The organism is Streptomyces sp. NPDC029122, from assembly GCF_055569445.1.
Window position 1 is genome coordinate 380,450 of record NZ_JBVHWK010000002.1, and the last position, 17,171, is coordinate 397,620.

At 75.8% G+C, this 17,171-nt stretch carries 13 protein-coding genes; 2 read left to right on the forward strand and 11 right to left on the reverse strand.

Features of this window, described 5'->3' with window-relative positions; genetic code table 11:
• A complete protein-coding gene (locus tag ACZ4WZ_RS04120; protein ID WP_467884765.1) occupies positions 1-2,901 on the forward strand; it encodes an NHLP bacteriocin export ABC transporter permease/ATPase subunit in 2,901 nt (966 codons plus the stop codon).
• Positions 2,902-2,928: 27 nt separating this feature from the next.
• On the opposite strand, the gene ACZ4WZ_RS04125 is transcribed toward ACZ4WZ_RS04120, so the two are convergent.
• The 11 genes from ACZ4WZ_RS04125 to ACZ4WZ_RS04175 all read right to left on the reverse strand — a co-directional run bounded on the left by ACZ4WZ_RS04125 (position 2,929) and on the right by ACZ4WZ_RS04175 (position 14,813).
• The gene (locus tag ACZ4WZ_RS04125) at positions 2,929-3,933 is read right to left on the reverse strand and encodes a glycosyltransferase family 9 protein (protein ID WP_467884766.1); all 1,005 of its coding nucleotides are present in this window, start codon (positions 3,931-3,933) and stop codon (positions 2,929-2,931) included.
• Positions 3,933-5,345 carry a PfkB family carbohydrate kinase gene (locus tag ACZ4WZ_RS04130; RefSeq protein ID WP_467884768.1) on the reverse strand — a complete coding sequence of 471 codons (1,413 nt, stop codon included), beginning with the start codon at positions 5,343-5,345 and terminating at the stop codon, positions 3,933-3,935. Before ACZ4WZ_RS04130 ends, ACZ4WZ_RS04125 begins: the two co-directional genes overlap by 1 nt.
• Complete coding sequence (locus tag ACZ4WZ_RS04135; RefSeq protein ID WP_467884770.1) at positions 5,342-5,995, reverse strand: D-sedoheptulose-7-phosphate isomerase; 654 nt, start codon at positions 5,993-5,995, stop codon at positions 5,342-5,344. The genes ACZ4WZ_RS04130 and ACZ4WZ_RS04135 overlap by 4 nt, the downstream gene beginning before the upstream one ends.
• 92 nt (positions 5,996-6,087) lie before the next feature.
• On the reverse strand, positions 6,088-7,338 hold the full coding sequence (locus tag ACZ4WZ_RS04140) for a glycosyltransferase (RefSeq protein ID WP_467884772.1): 1,251 nt from the start codon (positions 7,336-7,338) through the stop codon (positions 6,088-6,090).
• Complete coding sequence (locus ACZ4WZ_RS04145; RefSeq protein WP_467884773.1) at positions 7,335-8,297, reverse strand: glycosyltransferase; 963 nt, start codon at positions 8,295-8,297, stop codon at positions 7,335-7,337. The genes ACZ4WZ_RS04140 and ACZ4WZ_RS04145 overlap by 4 nt, the downstream gene beginning before the upstream one ends.
• Complete coding sequence (locus ACZ4WZ_RS04150) at positions 8,294-9,385, reverse strand: glycosyltransferase family 9 protein (RefSeq protein WP_467884775.1); 1,092 nt, start codon at positions 9,383-9,385, stop codon at positions 8,294-8,296. The genes ACZ4WZ_RS04145 and ACZ4WZ_RS04150 overlap by 4 nt, the downstream gene beginning before the upstream one ends.
• Complete coding sequence (locus tag ACZ4WZ_RS04155) at positions 9,382-10,074, reverse strand: D-glycero-alpha-D-manno-heptose-1,7-bisphosphate 7-phosphatase (protein ID WP_467884776.1); 693 nt, start codon at positions 10,072-10,074, stop codon at positions 9,382-9,384. Before ACZ4WZ_RS04155 ends, ACZ4WZ_RS04150 begins: the two co-directional genes overlap by 4 nt.
• On the reverse strand, positions 10,071-11,171 hold the full coding sequence (locus ACZ4WZ_RS04160) for a glycosyltransferase family 2 protein (RefSeq protein ID WP_467884777.1): 1,101 nt from the start codon (positions 11,169-11,171) through the stop codon (positions 10,071-10,073). The genes ACZ4WZ_RS04155 and ACZ4WZ_RS04160 overlap by 4 nt, the downstream gene beginning before the upstream one ends.
• Complete coding sequence (locus tag ACZ4WZ_RS04165) at positions 11,168-12,823, reverse strand: carbamoyltransferase family protein (protein ID WP_467884779.1); 1,656 nt, start codon at positions 12,821-12,823, stop codon at positions 11,168-11,170. Before ACZ4WZ_RS04165 ends, ACZ4WZ_RS04160 begins: the two co-directional genes overlap by 4 nt.
• A 100-nt stretch (positions 12,824-12,923) precedes the next feature.
• The gene (locus tag ACZ4WZ_RS04170) at positions 12,924-13,886 is read right to left on the reverse strand and encodes an NAD-dependent epimerase/dehydratase family protein (RefSeq protein WP_467884781.1); all 963 of its coding nucleotides are present in this window, start codon (positions 13,884-13,886) and stop codon (positions 12,924-12,926) included.
• Between the two features lie 183 nt (positions 13,887-14,069).
• Positions 14,070-14,813 (reverse strand): SDR family oxidoreductase, encoded by a 744-nt coding sequence (locus tag ACZ4WZ_RS04175; RefSeq protein WP_467884782.1) that lies wholly within the window; start codon positions 14,811-14,813, stop codon positions 14,070-14,072.
• A gap of 725 nt (positions 14,814-15,538) precedes the next feature.
• Here ACZ4WZ_RS04175 and ACZ4WZ_RS04180 point away from each other — a divergent pair.
• Positions 15,539-16,807, forward strand: a complete 1,269-nt coding sequence (locus ACZ4WZ_RS04180; protein ID WP_467884994.1) for an MFS transporter — start codon at positions 15,539-15,541, stop codon at positions 16,805-16,807.
• The last annotated feature ends 364 nt before the right edge of the window (positions 16,808-17,171 follow it).

Consider the following 17,171-nt stretch of genomic DNA (forward strand, 5'->3'; position numbering starts at 1 on the left):
GTGACGACCCACCACCACCCCGCGGCCCCGGCCGCACAGCCGGGCACGGCCCCGGGCGGCAGCACCGGACCGGAAGCCGACCCGGTCGTCACGGCACTGGGCGGCCTGGGCACGCCGGTCGACCGCCCCGGCCTGCGCAGCCTCTTCCTGGAGGGCCCGCTCGTGCTGTGGCTCGTCGTGCACGGCGCGCTGGACCTGTTCGCCGTCGACACCGCACAGGCCGGGCCCTGGCACCACCTGGGCCGGCTGGAGGCGGGCGCGCTGCTGATGGGCCCCGCCGAGGGCACCGGGCACACCCTGGTCGGCCGCACCCCGCACGGCTGCCGGCTGCGCCGCATCGAGCTGCGGGAGCTGTACCGCCCGCCGTACGGCGACGAGTGGCACGGGTACGGATACGGGAGCCCCGACCAGGGGCCGTACGGGTACGCCGAAGCCGGCGGCCGGCTCAGCCCCCTGGAGAACGCCTTCGCTCTCGGCGTCGGCCGCGGCCTGCGCGTGCTCTACGAGGCACCGCTCGACGGCGGCGCCACCACCGGGTACGCGGGGGCCGACGACGAGGTCCTGTGGATGCGGATCACCCCGGGCAGCGTGCAGTACGGCGCCGCGTACGAGGCGGAGCCCGTCGGCACCCTCCTCCTCGACGGGGCGATGTGGCAGGGCATGGTCGACCAGCAGTACCGGCTGCTCCACGCCCTGGACGACTGGATCGAAGAGCTCGAGCGCGCCCACGAGGGCCGCACCGCGGCCGGCATCGAAGCCGGCCGGGCGGCCCGCGTCCAGGCGGACCGGGCGCTGCTGTCCTCCATCGGCGGCTCCGGCCGGACGCCCGGCCGGGGGGCGGGCGACGACGAGACCCTCGGCGTGTGCCGGCTGGTCGCCGCCGAGGCCCGCATCACCCTGTCCCCACCGGGCGGCACGGCCACCGTCGCCGAGCACACGGACCCCGTCGAAGGCATTGTGCTGGCCGCCCGGATCCGCACCCGCCCCGTCCGGCTGGGCGGGCGGTGGTGGCGGGAGAACAGCGGTCCCCTGGTGGGCCGGCGCGCGAAGGACGGCACACCGGTCGCCCTGCTGTGGCGGCGCGGCCGGTACGAGGCGGTCACCGCCTCCGGCCGCCGCGAGCGCATCAGCGCGACCACCGCCGGCTCCTACGAACCTCGGGCCGTCATGTTCTACCGGCCGCTGCCCGAGGGGAAGCCCGGCCTGCCGGCCCTGCTGCGCTTCAGCCTCCACGGCACCCGCGGCGAACTGCGCGGCCTCCTGCTGGGCGGGCTGGTCGCGGTGCTCCTCGGCGCGCTGGTCCCCATCGCCACCGGAAAGGTGCTCGGCCAGTACGTCCCCGAGGCCGAGACGGGCCTCATCGTGCAGACGACCCTCGCGCTCATCGCGGCCGCCGTCGTCTCGGCCGCCTTCATGCTGCTGCAGAACACCGCCCTGCTGCGCATGGAGGGACGGATCGAGGCCACGCTCCAGCCCGCGGTGTGGGACCGGCTGCTGCGGCTGCCGACGACGTTCTTCGCGGGCCGCTCCACGGGCGAACTGGCCAGTGCGGCCATGGGCATCAGCGCCATCCGCCGCGTACTCTCCGGCATCGGCCCGGTCTGCGTACAGGCGGGCACCGTCGGCACCGTCAACCTCGTCCTGCTGTTCGTCTACAGCGTGCCGCTGGCGCTGGCGGCGATCACCATGCTGCTCGTCATCGCGGCGGTACTGCTGGGCCTGGGCCTGTGGCAGCTGCGCTACCAGCGCCGGCTGGTCACGCTCGGCAACAAGCTCAACAACCAAGCCTTCCAGACCCTGCGCGGACTGCCCAAACTGCGCGTCGCCGCCGCCGAGAGCTTCGCCTACGCCGCCTGGGCCCGGGAGTTCGCCCGTACCCGCGAACTCCAGCAGCGCGCCGGCCGGATCCAGAACCTCATCACGGTGCTGGGCGCGGTCCACCTGCCGCTGTGCACCCTGGTGATGTTCGTGCTGCTCGCAGGCCCGGCCCGCGGCACCATGTCGGCCGGCGAGTTCCTCACCTTCAGCACCGCCGTGACGATGCTGCTGTCCTCGGTCACCCAGCTGACCGGCGCGCTCCTGTCGGCCGCCGCCGTGCTGCCGATGTACGAGCAGGTCAAGCCGGTGCTGCGGGAGACCCCCGAGGTCCGCGGAACCAGCACCGCGCCGGGCGTGCTGAGCGGCGCCGTGGAGGCCCGGCAGCTGTCGTACCGGTACACCGACGACGGCCCCCTGGTACTCGACGACGTCAGTCTCCGTGTGGAACCCGGCGAGTTCGTCGCCGTCGTCGGCGCGAGCGGCTGCGGCAAATCGACCCTGCTGCGCCTCCTCATCGGCTTCGACAAGCCCTCCGGGGGCAGCGTGCTCTACGACGGCCAGGATCTGGCGGCCCTGGACCAGGCGGCCGTCCGCCGTCAATGCGGGGTGGTCCTGCAGAACGCCCAGCCCTTCAGCGGCTCGGTCCTCGACTGCATCCGCGGCGCCGGGGCGTACTCCCTCGAAGAGGCCTGGGAGGCCGCCGCCATGGCGGGTCTGGCCGAGGACATCAAGGCCATGCCGATGGGCATGCACACCATGGTCTCCGAGGGCGGCGGCACCTTCTCGGGCGGCCAGCGGCAGCGGCTGATGATCGCCCAGGCCCTCATCCGCAAGCCGCGGGTCCTGTTCCTGGACGAGGCCACCAGCGCCCTGGACAACGAAGCGCAGCGCGTGGTCATCGAATCCACCCGCACCCTGCGCGCCACCCGCGTCGTGATCGCCCACCGGCTGTCCACGGTCATGGACGCCGACCGGGTGATCGCCATGGCGGACGGGCGGATCGTCCAGCAGGGACGGCCCGCGGACCTGCTCGCCGATCCGGCGGGCCTCTTCCACGAGCTGGTACGCCGTCAGCTGCGCTGAGGCGCGAGCCCCGGCGGGAGGCGCCCGTCACGGATCCCGTGGGCGTTCCGGCAGCGCCGCGACCGCCGCCAGTACCTCGTCCACCGTGATGCGCAGCAGCCGGACGTCCGGTTCCGAGCCGTGCGGGTCGCCCGGGCGGAAGGGGTCCTCGCCCGGGTCGAGCCGCCACAGAGCGCGGTGCGGGCCCTGCGCCGGTGGCCCCCACAACCGGGGCGAGACCGGTCCGAAGAGCACGACGGACGGGGTGCCCAGTGCCGAGGCGAGATGGGCGAGGCCGGTGTCCCCGGCCACGAGGCAGCGTGCCTGTGCGACGAGCGCGGCGAGGTCGGTGAAGGGGACGTCCCCGGCACCGCCGATCACCGCCTCCGGAGGCAGTCCGGCCTGCCGGGCCACCTCGTGCGCCAGCCGCCCCTCGCCGTGACCCGCCGTCACCAGCACCTCGGCCCCGGCCCGGGCCAGCCGGCGGCCCACCTCGGCGAACCGCCGGGCGGGCCAGCGCCGGGCACCCGCGTCGGCGCCCGGGTGCAGCAGCACGGCGCCCGGCGCGGGGGAGGGGCGTCCGGGTGCGGTGATGCGCAGGTCGTCCGGATCGGCGTCGAGTCCGTACCAGGCCAGCAGGCGGCACCAGCGGGACCGTTCGTGCTCCCGGTCGTCCCAGGGCGGTCCGGGCGGCTCGGGCTGTTCGGGATGCCGGAAGGCGAGGAGCAGTCCGGGCCGCAGGGCCCGCAGCGGCAGGCGGCTCGGGGGTCCGTTCCCGTGCAGGTCCACCGCGACCTCGGGCGGCGGTCCCCGCCAGGGCAGCGTCGTCGGGACCTCACGGCCCGGGGCGCTGGTGGGCAGGAGGCGGTCCACCGCTCCCGTGGACAGTGCGGCGGTGCGCAGGCGTTCGGGAGCGGCCAGCACCAGTTCGTGGGCGGGCCAGGCCCGCCGCAGCGCGCGGAGCGCCGGTACGGCGGCGAGCAGATCGCCCAGGCCCAGCGCGCGCAGGACCAGGACGGCCGGCCGGCGGGAGCCGGATCCCTGCCCGCCCATCAGCCGGCCGGCGGACGGACCGCCGCGGACGCGAGGGCGGCGCGCCGGGCGAGGCCGGTGGTGGAACGGCCGTCGAGATACGGCAGTACGACGGCCTGGCCGCCCCAGGTCGCGAGCACGCCCGCTTCCGGCAGGTCTTCGCACGAGTAGTCGCCGCCCTTCACCCAGACGTCCGGGCGCAGCGAGCGCAGCAGGGCTTCCGGGGTGTCCTCGTCGAAGGGGACGACCGCGTCTACGCTGCCCAGGGCGAGCAGGACCCGCAGCCGGTCCTCCAGGGGAGTGAGCGGACGGCCCGGCCCCTTCAGCCGCGTCAGGGACGCGTCCGAGTTCACGCACACGATGAGGCAGTCGCCGATGCTCCGGGCGCTGTCCAGCAGCCCCACGTGCCCCGCGTGCAGCAGGTCGAAGCAACCGCCCGTCGCCACGACGGTTCCTCCCCGCGCCCGTACGGCGTCGGCGAGGGCGAAGGCGTCCGTGTCACCGCCGCTGTCGTCGGTGCGGCCGGGGCCCGCTCCAGGATCCTGCCACAGGGTGTGCGAGGAGACCCCGCCCGCCGTGATGAAGGCGGCGGCCCCGGCCGTCCCGCGCGTCACCGCCTCCTCCGGCAGGGCTCCGTCCGCCAGCGCGCAGGCGGTCAGCGCGGCGAAGCAGTCCCCGGCGCCGCAGGGGTCGCCCTTCGCCCGGTAGGGGGACGGAACGAGCAGGGGGGCCGCCGCGTGGGCGCGGACGAGCAGCGCGCCGCGGTCGCCCAGGGTGATGGCGACCCCGGCCGCCCCCCAGCGCCGCGCCAGCGCGGATCCGCGCCGCGCGTGGGCACCCCACGAGTCCCCGTCGTCCGGGACGAGGGCCGCGGCCTCGGCCGCGTTCGGGGTGACGAGCCGGGTGCCCGGCACGGGCGGGCCCCCGCGCGGGTGCGGGTCCCACACCACCGGTACCTGACGCACGACCCCGGACAGCAGCGGACGCATCGCCTCGACGGTGCCGCGCCCGTAGTCCGCGACCAGCACGGCGCGGGCCGCCGCCAGTGCCTCCCGGGCCGCCTCGGGGGGCGGGCCCACCGTCCCGCCTCCCCGGTCGACCCGGACGAGGGGCCTGCCGCCGGCCATCACCCGTGCCTTCACCGGCAGCGTTCCGTGCAGGGGCAGCTCCACCAGCCGCAGCCGGCCGCTCAGGGCGTCCCGGACCTCCCGGCTGGCCGCGTCGTCACCGAGGGCGGTGATCAGGGTGACCTCCCGGCCGGTGCGGGCCGCGAGCAGTGCGGCGAGCCCGGCCCCGCCGGGACGGGAACGGTCGGAGGTGACGTCGACGACCGGTGCGGGGGCGTCCGGGGCGAGACGGCCGGCGACCCCGTCGATGTCGCGGTCGAGGAGGACGTCGCCGACGACGACCACGGGCTGGTGGCGCTCGCTCACGAGGCCCCCTCGGCGGCCGCCACGGAGGGCTTCACGGCGATCTTCAGCCTGCGGGAGGGCCTCGGGGCGGCGGCCGCGTCGAAGGACTCGCAGAGCAGGTGGACCGCCACCAGGTGGGCCTCCTGCACCGTGGCCGTCGAATCCGCGGCGATGCACAGGGCGTCGTCGGCTGCCTCGGCGAGCGGGTTCGGAGCAGGCCCGGTCAGGGCCCACACGCGTACGCCGCTCGCGCGGGCCGTCATCGCGGCGGACAGCAGGTTCGTACTGCGGCCCGAGGTGGACAGCAGGACCAGGACGTCACCGTCCCTGCCGTGCGCCGCGACCTGGCGGGCGAAGACCTGATCGAAGCCGTAGTCGTTCCCGATGGCGGTGACGCTGGACGTCTCGGCGTGCAGGGCGATCGCGGAGTACGCGGGGCGTTCCTGCCGGTACCGGCCGACGAGTTCGGCCGTGAGGTGCTGGGCCTGCGCCGCGCTGCCGCCGTTGCCCGCGGCGAGCAGCCTGCCCCCGGCGCCCAGGACGGCCGCCAGGTGGGTGCCCCACTGGGCGATCCGGTCGAGGCCGTCGCGGCGCAGGGCGTCGAGCGCCTCCTGCAGTGCCCGGCAGTGCCGGTGCGCTTCCGGGGTTCCGTGGGAAAGGTTCGGATTCATGGCGTTGACCCGGCCGCCGCGGTGGGCCGGCCGGGCCGCACCTCCTTCTGACTTCGGAACGGGGGAGTCGTTCGGCGGGGGCGGCGGACGTTTCACACCGGCTCCGCGACGCTGAACCGGGCGGTGAGGACGGACCGGTAGACGGCTTCCGTGGCGGCCGCCACCCGGTCCCACCCGTACCGGTCCAGCACCCTGCGGCGGCCGGCCTTCCCGTACGCCAGACGCCTCGCCGGGTCGTCCAGCAGCACGGCCACGGCCGAGGCCAGCGCGGCGACGTCACCGGGCGGGACCAGCAGACCCGTCTCGCCGTCGGCCACGGTGTCCAACTGGCCGCCGACGGCGCTGGCGACCACGGGGCGGCCGCACGCCATCGCCTCGAGCGGCACGATCCCGAACGGTTCGTAGTCGGCCGGGCACAGCACCACGTCGCAGGTGCCGATCAGGCCGGGGACCCGGTCGCCGGACACCGCGCCCAGGAAGCGCACCCGGTCGGCCACGCCGGCGCCCCGGGCGATGCCCCGGAGCCGGCGGACCTCCGGGTCGCGGTCGAGCGCGTCGGAGGGCGGCCCGCCGGCGATGAGCAGCTCGGCCCCCGGCAGGTGTGCCAGCGCGGCGATGGACAGGGCCGCTCCCTTGCGGGGGACCAGCCGGCCCAGCTGCAGCAGCCGGTACCGGGGTCCGGAGCGCTGCTCCGCGCCGGGAGCCGGCGGGCGGAAGCGCTTCGGATCGACCCCGCAGGGCACGATGTCGGCCTTGTCCGGGCCCACCCCCATGAGGGCGAGCTCGGAGACCTCGTCCCGGCAGGTGGCGATGACCCGGTCGCACCGCAGCCCGACCTCCTTCTCCAGGGCGATCCGGGCGGCCGGACTGGTGTCGGAGCTTCCCTGGTGGCGCTTCTTGACGCTGCCCAGGGCGTGGTAGGTGTGCAGGAGGGGCAGGCGGTGTTCCTGCGCCGCGAGCAGCGACGCCACGCCCGACATCCAGAAGTGGGCGTGCACGATGTCCGGTGCCCCCGCCTGCCACTCGTTGACGAGGTGGTAGCCGAAATCCCGCATGTGGGGGAGGAGTTCGTCCTTGGGGATCGGCTCCGCGGGGCCGGCCGGTACGTGGTGGACCTCCACGCCCGGGCGCATGCGGGTCCGCTCCGGCAGGTCATGGCCGTCCCGCCGGGTGTACACGGTGACGTGGTGGCCGCGGTCCGCCAGTGCGCCGGCGAGGGCGGCGACGTGCACGTTCTGGCCGCCCGCGTCCACGCCTCCGAGGGCCGCGAGGGGGCTGGCGTGCTCGGAGACCAGGGCGATCGACAGCGGGCGGGGTCCCCGGGAGCGGCTGGACACCCTCATGACCGCACCTCCGAGAACAGGCGTTCCCAGTCGTCCAGGAAGCGTTTGAGCCCGTACCGTTCGAGGGCCGCCTGCCGGGCCCGGGCGCCGTCCTCGGCGGCCGCTTCCGGCTCGTTGACGTAGTGGCGTGCCGCCCGGGCCAGTTCCTCGGGCCGGGTCGAGAGGACACCCGCCCCGGCGGGTACGGCTTCCACCGCCTCGGTGGTGGCGAGGGTCACGACGGGCATGCCCAGGTGCATGGCCTCCAGGAGCGACAGGCCGAGCGAGGTCCACCGCACCGGGTGCAGGTAGAGGCGGCGTTCCGCCATCGCGGCGTGCAGGTCGCGCTGCGGCAGGTCCTGGGCGCGGCAGCGGTCGGCGGGCAGGCCCAGGTGCGCGGCCAGCCCCTCCGTGCGCATGCCGAAGACGTCGAGCGGCGCCGCTTCGGCCAGCCCCGGAAGCAGATCGGTACCGGTGAACCGGCCGCGGCGGACGGGGTCGTTGACGACCACCGCCGCCCGGGGGAGCCGCCCGGTGTACAGGTGGCCGGGGTCGACGATGCCGTGCTCGATGACCACGGTGCGGGTACCGCCGTTGTCCCAGAACAGGCGGTTGAAGTGCGTCACGTGGACCAGCGTCAGGTCGGGGCGGTCGGCGAACGGGTGGCGGGTGTCCGGCACCGCCCCCGCCGGCGCGTTGTGCTCCAGGTAGACCGCCGGCACGTCGCGGCCGGGCCGTCTGCCCAGCCAGCGCTCGGCGAGTTCCCACTCGTGCGGCCGTTGCAGTACGACGAGGTCGACCGGTGTCCGCCGCAGTTCGTCCACGGCGACCTCGCGCACCGACTCCGGCCACTCGAAGGTCCGGGCCCGGCCGAGGCCGTCCGGGCCGCGGTCCGCCGTGACGGGGACCAGGTAGGAGTGGGGGCCCTGGACGAACGCCGTGGTCCAGGAACCGTGCACGTGCCACAGCAGGATGTTCATACGTTCGCTCCTCGCTCGGTCTCCCGGGGTTCCGCAGGGTGCGGCCGTCCGCCCCCGGCCCGCCCGGCCGCCGGGTCCGGTGCGATCAGGGACTCCAGGGCCGCGAGCACGTCGGCGTCGGTCACCGAGTCGAGGCAGGGGTGGCCCGCGACGGGACAGTCACGGGCCCTGCTCCCGGCGCAGGCGGCGTGCTGATCGCCGAGCAGGACGTGCGGCACGCGGTACGGGCGCCAGCGCTCGGCGGGCACCACCGGCGCGAACAGGCACGCGACCGGTGTGCCGACGGCGGCCGCGAGGTGGGCCGGGCCGGTGTTCCCGGTGACCACCGCGCGGGCCCCGGCGAGGACGCCCGCCAGCTCGTGCAGGTCCGTCGTCACCCCGCCCAGGTCCAGCGCGTGGTGGCCGGCGACCCGGGACGTCAGCTCCTTCTCGGCGGCGCTGCCCGTGATCACCACCCGGTGCCCGGCGGCGTGCAGGGCGGCACAGGCGCGGGCCGCACGGTCGGGGCTCCACGAACGGGCCGCGACGGCGGCTCCCGGATGCAGCACCACGTACGGTTCCGGACCGGTCAGCCGGGTCGTGTCGGGCGGCGCGCCGACCCGGAGCGCCCCGTCGTCACCGGCCGGCAGGGCGAAGCCGAAGTCCCGTACCAGGTCGAGGGCGGCCTCGGTCTCGTGCCGTCCGGGCAGCCGGTGGTGGCGCAGCGTGAGCAGGGACCCGGGGTAGTCCTCGCAGTCGGCCGCCACGGACGGCACGCCCGCCATGGCGAGCAGCAGAGCGGCGGGCAGGGGGCTCTGGTGGTAGGAGACCAGGATGACGGCGCGGTCGAAGTGCTCCGCCGCCAGCGCGTCCACCAGCATGTCGCACTCTTCGCGGGAGGTCCGGGCGGGCCGCAGCCCGACCCAGGCGGCATCGTGCACCAGGATCCGGTCCACGCCCGGCAGCAGCCGGGCGGCCGCGATTCCGGACGAGCCGCACAGCAGCGCGGTGTACGAGGAGCCGGCGGCCACGGCCCGTACGGCTGGACCGCTGAGCAGGACGTCGCCGGCGCTGTCCAGCCGCACCACCAGGGTGCGCGGGGCGCTCACCGCGCCCGCCCCGAGGACCGGCCGCGGGTGGCGAAGGGCCCGACGGGTTCGGAGCCGAGGGCCAGGCGGACCGCGGCCATCAGGTCGGCCGCGCAGGCGTCGGCCCCCGCGACCTCCTCGGGACGGGTGGCGGGGGTGGGGACGAGCACGGCGCGGGCCCCGGCCGAACGGGCCGCTTCCAGGTCGGAGCCGATGTCGCCGATCACCACGGTGCGCCCGGGCGACGCGCCCAGCCGCTCGCAGGCGGCGGTGACCAGGCCCGGAGCGGGCTTGCGGCAGCCACAGCCGGAATCGGGTCCGTGCGGGCACACCGCCCACAGCGCGAACGGGCCGAACAGCGCGTCGACGCGGCGCCGGACCGCCTGCACCTGCTGCCGGGTCAGCAGCCCGCGGGCCACGCCCGACTGGTTGCTGACCACGCCCAGCGGGACGCCCAGCCGCCGCAGGGCCGACACGGCGGCACGGGCCGACGGCATGGGGGTCACCCGGGCGGGGTCGCCGTTGTAGGGCACGTCCACGACGAGCGTCCCGTCGCGGTCGAAGAGGACCGCGTCGGGGAGCGTCGACTCCGCGCTCGCGCCCCGCCCGCGCGCGGCCGCCGTACCCGGGCCGCCGCCGGGCGGCGCGGGGGCGGGACCGTCCCACAGCCACGGGCCGCCGGCGGCGCCCCGCGTGCCGCCGCCGGTCACGACCCCACCTGCGCGCGCGACGCCTCCCCGGACCCGGGTCCCACCGCGACCGGCACCGCGGCGGCCGCCGGTCCGCGCGCGGGCGCCCCGCGCGGGACGGCCCGGTGCGCGACGTGGCCGCGCAGCCAGTGCCAGGCGGCGACGGGCGGGATGAGGAGGCTCGTCACGGCCATGGTGAGGACCTCGGACCGGGTACGGGGCCCGGGGGCGATCCTCGCGGCCGCGAATTCCGCGGTCCCGGCCAGCCAGGCCGCGCCGCAGACGGTGGCGGCGCGGCCCCTGCCGGACAGCGCGCAGCCCACGGTCAGGCCGGCCGCCGTGCTCACCGCGAGGTGGCGCGGGAGCCGGCCCCGCGGCGCCCCGGCGCGGTGCCACCAGTCGCGCCCGTGCAGCCTGCTCATCAGTACGTCGTCGGCGTTGCCCTCCTGGAGGCGCACGGAGATCCACCGGTCGGCGGGCCGTACCGGGTGGGTGGTCCGCCGGGTGCCCGAGGCCAGCGTCCAGCCGCCGTCCAGCAGGCGCAGGGCCAGGTCGGCGTCCTCCCGGAAGGCGCGCCGGAAGCGTTCGTCGAAGCCGCCGGACGCCTCAAGGGCCGTACGCCGGAAGGCCATGTCGGCGGTGATCCAGCGCGCGGTCGCCAGCCCGGCCGTATTGCGCTCCCAGTCCGTGGGGCGCCGGCGGACGGGCAGCGGTACGTCGATGCGGGCGGTGACCGCGGCCGTGTCGCGGGAGGCCGATGTCAGATCGCGGGCCAGCTCGCGACCCCATGCCGGCCCGGGGACCACGTCGTCGTCCAGGAAGACGATCCAGGGTGCCGGGCCGGCCTCCCGCATCCCGGCGTTGCGGGCCGCGGCCGGCCCGCGCCCCGCCCCCGGCACCACGACAGTGACCTCGCGCAGCCGTTCGGGCACGTCGACGGGCGGCACGGTTCCGTCGGGTGCCGGCCGGTCGTGCACGATCACCACCCGGTCGGGCCGCGGTCCGTCCGCCGTCGCCGCGTCCAGGGCCTCCAGGCAGACGCGGAGGCTCGGCCGTCCCACCGTGGGCACGACCACCGCGTAGGGCGGGACCGACGCGTACCCCGTCGCCGCGCTCACGCGCCCTCTCCCGCCGCGAAGAGACCGCCGCGCCGGACGGCGTACGGTCCGATGGCGAGCAGGTCGACCGGTGAGGAACCGAAGCACTCCAGGGCGTCCCGGGGATCGTCCACCATCGGCCGCCCGGCCGTGTTGAGGCTGGTGTTGACGACCACGGGCAGTCCGGTGCGCCGCTCGAACTCGGTCAGCATCCGGGCCACCAGCGGTTCGCGCGCGGAGCTGACCGTCTGGATGCGCGCCGTGCCGTCGACGTGGACGACCGCCGGGACGCGCTCGCGCCACTCCGGGGCGACGTCGTGGACGAACAGCATGTACGGGCTGGGCAGCGGCCCGTCGAAGATCTCCGCGGCGCGGTCCTCCAGGACCATGGGCGCCACCGGACGGAACTGCTCGCGCCCCTTGACGTCGTTCAGCCGTTCGAGGTTCCCGGCGTGGCCGGGGTGCGCGAGCAGGGACCGGTGCCCCAGGGCCCGCGGCCCGAACTCCGAACGCCCCTGGAACCAGGCCACGATGGCGTTGTCCGCCAGCGCCTCGGCCACCGTCGCCGCGATGTCCGCCGGCCGCTCGAAGGGCACGCCCGCCGTCTTCAGCCATCCGCCGAGCTCCGCGTCCGACCAGTCGCGGCCCAGGTCGGCGCCCGCCATGGGCTCCACGGCGTCACCCTCCGTGGCGGCCACCAGCAGGGCCGCCCCCAGCGCCGTACCGGCGTCGCCCGCGGCGGGCTGGACCCAGACCCGGGAGAAGGGGCCTTCGCGTGCGATCCGGGCGTTGGCGACGCAGTTCAGCGCGACCCCGCCCGCAAGGGTGAGCACCTGGTCGTGCGTGCGGCCGTGCAGCCACCGGGTCAGGTCGAGCAGGGTCTCCTCCAGGACCGCCTGGGCGCTGGCCGCCGTATCGGCGTGCTCCTGCGTCCACGGTTCGTCCGGGCCGCGCGGCGGGCACAGCTCGTGCCAGGGGACGTCCGAGGCGTGGAACCCGCCGTCGCCGGTGGGGAAGACGTGGCGGCGCAGCTCGGGCAGCATCCGGGGCCGGCCGTGCGACGCCAGGGCCATCACCTTGAACTCGTCGCTGGACCGCAGGAAGCCGAGGTGGTCGGTCAGTTCCTCGTACACCAGCCCCAGCGAGTGCGGCAGTTCCTGCGCGCGCAGCGGTTCCAGCCGGTTGCCCCTGCGGGTCGCCGCCAGGTGGGAGCCGCGCTCCCCGCGTCCGTCCAGGACCAGGACGGAGCTGCGTTCGGCCCCGTCGGCGGCGAAGGCGCCGGAGGCGGCGTGGGACATGTGGTGCGGTACGAAGCGGACGATGCCCGGGTCGAGGCCCGGAAGGGCCGTCGCCAGGAACCCGGGCGCCTCGCGCGCGTAGGTCTGCCGCAGGTGGTCCCAGGGGTCGTGCAGTCCCATGTCCGCGGCCGGCAGGGCCAGTTCCGGGTCGTAGGCGTAGGCGACCACGTCGAGGTCCTGGGGGCGCAGCCCGGCGTACCGCAGGCACCAGGCCGCTGCCCGTTCGGGCAGTTCCCAGGCGGAGAAGGGCACGGGCCGCTTGCCGTGCTTGCGACGGGAGAAACGTTCCTCCTCGGCGGCGGCCACGGTCGTGCCGTCGATGACGAGGGCGGCGGAGGGGTCGTGGAAGAGTGCGTTGATGCCGAGCACACGCATGGCGGTACGAGCCTTTCGGCCGGCGGGATCGGGGCACCGGGACGGGGCGCCGGACACCGCCCGCCCGGACAGGGCGTGCGGTACCGGGAGCGTCCGCCGGTCAGTCGTCGAGATGGGCGCGGAACCATTCGATCGTGCGGCGCAGGCCTTCCTCGGCCGCCACCGCCGGCTCCCATTGCAGTTTGTCGCGCGCCAGCGTGATGTCCGGGCAGCGCACGGCGGGATCGTCGGTGGGCCGCTCGATGAAGGCGATCTCCGAGGGGGAGCCGGTCAGGTGCCGGATGTAACGGGCCAGCTCGAGCATGGTGATCTCGACCGGGTTGCCGATGTTCACCGGTCCCCGCATGCCGTGCGCCGCCATCGCGAGGATCCCGGCCACGGTGTCGTCGACGTAGCACAGCGAGCGCGTCTGGAGACCGTCACCGGTGACGGTGAGCGGCGCGCCGGTGAGCGCCTGCCGGATGAACGTCGGGACGGCGCGCCCGTCGTACCCCCGCATCCGGGGGCCGTAGGTGTTGAACAGCCGGACGATGGCCACGTCCGTGCCCAGGGCCGTCGCGTGCGCCGTGGCCAGTGCCTCGCCGAACCGTTTCGCCTCGTCGTAGACGCTGCGCGGGCCGACCGGGTTCACATTGCCCCAGTAGCGCTCGTTCTGCGGGTGTTCCAGGGGGTCGCCGTACACCTCGGACGTCGAGGCCAGCACGAAGCGCGCCTCGCTGCGGTGCGCCAGCTCCAGCGCGTTGCGGACACCGAGGCTGCCGGCGTCCAGGGTGTGCAGCGGCAGCCGGAGGTAGTCGGCGGGAGACGCCGGGGAGGCCAGGTGCAGGACGAGGTCGGGCGCACGGTCCACCGTGAACCCCTCGGACACGTTCGCTTCGCGCAGGACGAAGTCCGCGCGCCCGATGAGGTGCTCCACGTTCGCCCGGCGGCCGGTGCTGAAGTCGTCGACGCAGGTCACCGCGGTGCCGGAGTCCACGAGGGCGGAGCAGAGGTGGGATCCGACGAAACCGGCGCCGCCCGTGACGACGGCGTGCGACCAGCGTCGGGCCGGGGGACTACCCATGGTCATCTCCTATGGGAACAGGGAGCCGCGCGACGCGGAGGTCTCGGTGGGGCGGCAGCGGCCCCGTACGCGTCGGCCGGCCCCGCAGGGCCGCCAGAGGATCCCAGCGTGCACGCGGACCCGGCCGTCGGCACGTTCACGCCGCATTGGAGTGATGACGCCGCGTGACCCCCCCGCTCCGGATCAGGGCCAGGACGGCTCGCACCGCGGCACCACGACGAGCTCGGGCACCACGCTCCCGACGGGCACCGACAGCGCGTACATGACCGTGTCGGCCACGATGTCCGGGCTCTGCAGCATCGACACGTCGGCGTCCGGGAAACGCTCCAGGATGAAGCCGGTCTCCATGCCGCCCGCGATGACGCCGGTGATCCCGATGCCCGCGCAGTCCCGCTGCGCCTCCTTGAAGAGCGTGTGGGTGAAGGCCCGCAGGCCCGTCTTGCTGGCGGCGTACGGACCGGCCTCGGTCCACGTCCGGTTGGCCGCGGTCGACAGGATGTTCACGATGTGGCCGCCGCCCCGGGCCACCATGCGCCGGTAGGACTCCAGACAGAGGTACATCGGCCCCAGCAGGTTGGTCGTGACCACGCGCGTGACCTCCTCCGCCGACAGCTGCTCGACGGCCTTGGACACGTCCACCGCGGCGTTGTTGACCAGGATGTCGACCGCCCGGCCGTCCTCCTCGATGTCCCGGAACACGGCCGCGACCGCTTGGGGGTCACACACGTCCAGCTCCACGAACCGCGCCTGGCCGCCGGCCACCAGCAGGTCCGCGCACAACTCCTGCGCGAGGTCCTTGCGCACGTCCGCCACCAGGACGGTGGCTCCCGCCGCGGCCAGCCGCCGCGAGATGGCCGCGCCCAGCCCGCGCGCCCCTCCCGTCACCAGCGCCAGCTTGCCGCCCAGATCTGCCTGTGCTGCGGTCACGTGCCACTCTCCTTCCGCGCCGCCGTACGGGTGGACGGGCCGGGCGGCCCGCCGAGGACGGCACGGCCACACTGTGGCAGTGACCTTCGGGGCGGACGGGCCGGACCGCGCCGAAGTGTCGCGGAGACGGCGGACAGCCGTGCCCGGCCGCGTACGTCCGGACGGGTGAGGGCCCGCCGGACCGGAGGACGCGGTGCCCGCCCTGCGCGTCCCCAGCGGCCGGCGCGGCGTCGCGTACGGGCCCTGCCGGCGGCGGAGGCACTGATCACCGCCGGCCCCCTCCCCCCGGCGCGGCCGGTGACGGGAAGTCGCGGCCGCGCCGGGTGCGCCGTATGCGCCGTATGAGCCGTGTGAGCCGTGTGAGCAACCCCACCCCGCGCCCAACTCGCCCCGAGACCCGGGGACCTGGGGCAGCCGGCCGTCCGCCGGCCCCCCGGAGACCGGGACGGGCCGGCAAGGTCTGCCACCATGGTTGCGGCGCGCTCGTCGCCGTCCGCCGCACCGCAGCCTCAGGGCCGTGCGCCGCCGGGGCGGAACACCGCCCGCCGATCCCTGTCGCCAGCCGCACCCCGCGGCCGTTCCCGAGTGCCGCCCCTGTGTCTGCCACATCCTCCGCCCTGCCCTCCTCCCCTTCTCCCGTCACGTCCTCCGCCGCGGAGTCGCCGTCCGCCCGGCCCGACGCCCCCGCCGACCGCTCGCCGTGGCGCTGCCTGCGCTACCGCAGCATGCGGTGGTGGGCGGCGGCCAGCCTGGTGTCCAACGCCGGCACCTGGATGCAGCTGACCGTCCAGAACCTGCTGGTCCTCCAGATCACCGGATCCGCCGCCGCCACCGGACTGTCCATCTCGGTGCAGGCCGCTCCCGGTCTGCTCTTCGGCCTGCTCGGCGGCGCCGCGGTGGACCGCTGGCCCCGCAAGCTGACCGCGGCCGTGAGCCAGGCCGTGCTCGGAGCCGTGGCCCTGGTGACCGCCGTCCTCGTCGGGCTGGACCTGCTGAACCTGCCGGTCCTGATGGGCCTGGCCGCCGTCACCGGGCTCATCGCCACCGTCGACGGACCGGCCTGCTCGCTCCTGGGCAATGACCTCGTGCACACGCGGGACGTGCCCTCGGCCATCGGTGTGGGCTCGCTCGTCCACAGTGCCGGAAGGCTCATGGGCGCCGCCCTCGCGGGCCTCGCCGTCGGCGTCATGGGCACGGCCTCGGCCTACGTGGCGAACGGCCTGTCGTTCCTGTTCGTGGCCGGTGTCATCCCCTTCCTCAAACCGGTGCGGCCCGCCGTCCCGCCCGCCGCCCCGGCCGCCGTCCCGCCGTCGGTGGCCCCCGCGGCCGAGACGCTGAGCGCCCGCCAGGGTCTGGCCTACTTCATGAGCCGTCCCCGTCTCGTGGCGCTCGCCGCCATGAACGCGGTGAGCGCGCTCTTCGGCCGGAACTACTCGCTGACCCTGGTCGTGCTCGTCGCCGGGCCCCTCGCCGGCAACGCCGGCTCCTTCAGCAAGGTCTCCACCGTCCTGGCCGTGGGCGGCCTGCTCGGTGCCGTACTGGGAGCCAGGCTGCGCAACCCAGGGGTTCGGATGGTGGGCGTGCTGACGGCTGCCGGAGGACTCCTCCAGGCCCTCGCGGGCGTGTCCCCGTCCCTCGCCGCGCTGATGGTGATCGTCCTGCCGATGGCCGTCGCGGAGTCGGTGGCCGACACGGCGCAGTCCACCGTCCTGCAGACCGACCCCCCGGCCCGGATGCGGGGCCGTGTCCTGGGTGCGTGGTCCAGCATCCGGACGGTGTGGAGCCTCGCGGCGCCGCCCACGCTCGGCCTGCTGATGGAGCTGGCGGGGGTCCGGGTCACCCTGGTCGCGGGCGGCCTGATCGTGGCGGGTGCCGTCGCCTGCGGATACCTGCTCAAGGGCCGCCGGCCCCGACGCCCGACGCCGCCCGTGGTGATGGCGGACACCGCCGTGTCCCGCCCGGCCGCCCCGGTGGCGGTGGGCGCGGCGGCCTGACGGCCTCCGGGCCGGGTCCTGCCGGGGGGCGGCCTTCCGGTCCGGGCACGGCCGGGTAGGGCGTTCCGGTCCGGGTTCCGGCAGGGGTGAGCTTCCGGTCCGGGCACGGCCGGGTACGGCGTTCCGTTCCGGGTCCCGGCAGGCACGGCCTTCGGCCGGGTCCTGGCAGGGGCGGCCTACCGGTCCGGGACCTGCCGGTTACGGAGTTCCGGTCCGGGTCCTGTCGGGCATGGACCGCGGCGGGCCCCGGTACCGCACCCCCGTGAGCCGGCCCCTCGCCGTAGCTGCCCCCGACCAGCGCGCGGCCGACCGCACCCGGCGCCGCACGCCGGGCTGAGCCGGCGCCGTCGGCACCGCCCGCCGT

Coding starts and splice junctions, on each gene's coding strand:
- ACZ4WZ_RS04145 (WP_467884773.1), bottom strand. CDS start 8,297: ATGAACATCCTGCTGTGGCACGTGCACGGTTCCTGGACCACGGCGTTC.
- ACZ4WZ_RS04125 (WP_467884766.1), bottom strand. CDS start 3,933: ATGGGCGGGCAGGGATCCGGCTCCCGCCGGCCGGCCGTCCTGGTCCTG.
- ACZ4WZ_RS04140 (WP_467884772.1), bottom strand. CDS start 7,338: ATGAGGGTGTCCAGCCGCTCCCGGGGACCCCGCCCGCTGTCGATCGCC.
- ACZ4WZ_RS04135 (WP_467884770.1), bottom strand. CDS start 5,995: ATGAATCCGAACCTTTCCCACGGAACCCCGGAAGCGCACCGGCACTGC.
- ACZ4WZ_RS04170 (WP_467884781.1), bottom strand. CDS start 13,886: ATGGGTAGTCCCCCGGCCCGACGCTGGTCGCACGCCGTCGTCACGGGC.
- ACZ4WZ_RS04165 (WP_467884779.1), bottom strand. CDS start 12,823: ATGCGTGTGCTCGGCATCAACGCACTCTTCCACGACCCCTCCGCCGCC.
- ACZ4WZ_RS04180 (WP_467884994.1), top strand. CDS start 15,539: ATGCGGTGGTGGGCGGCGGCCAGCCTGGTGTCCAACGCCGGCACCTGG.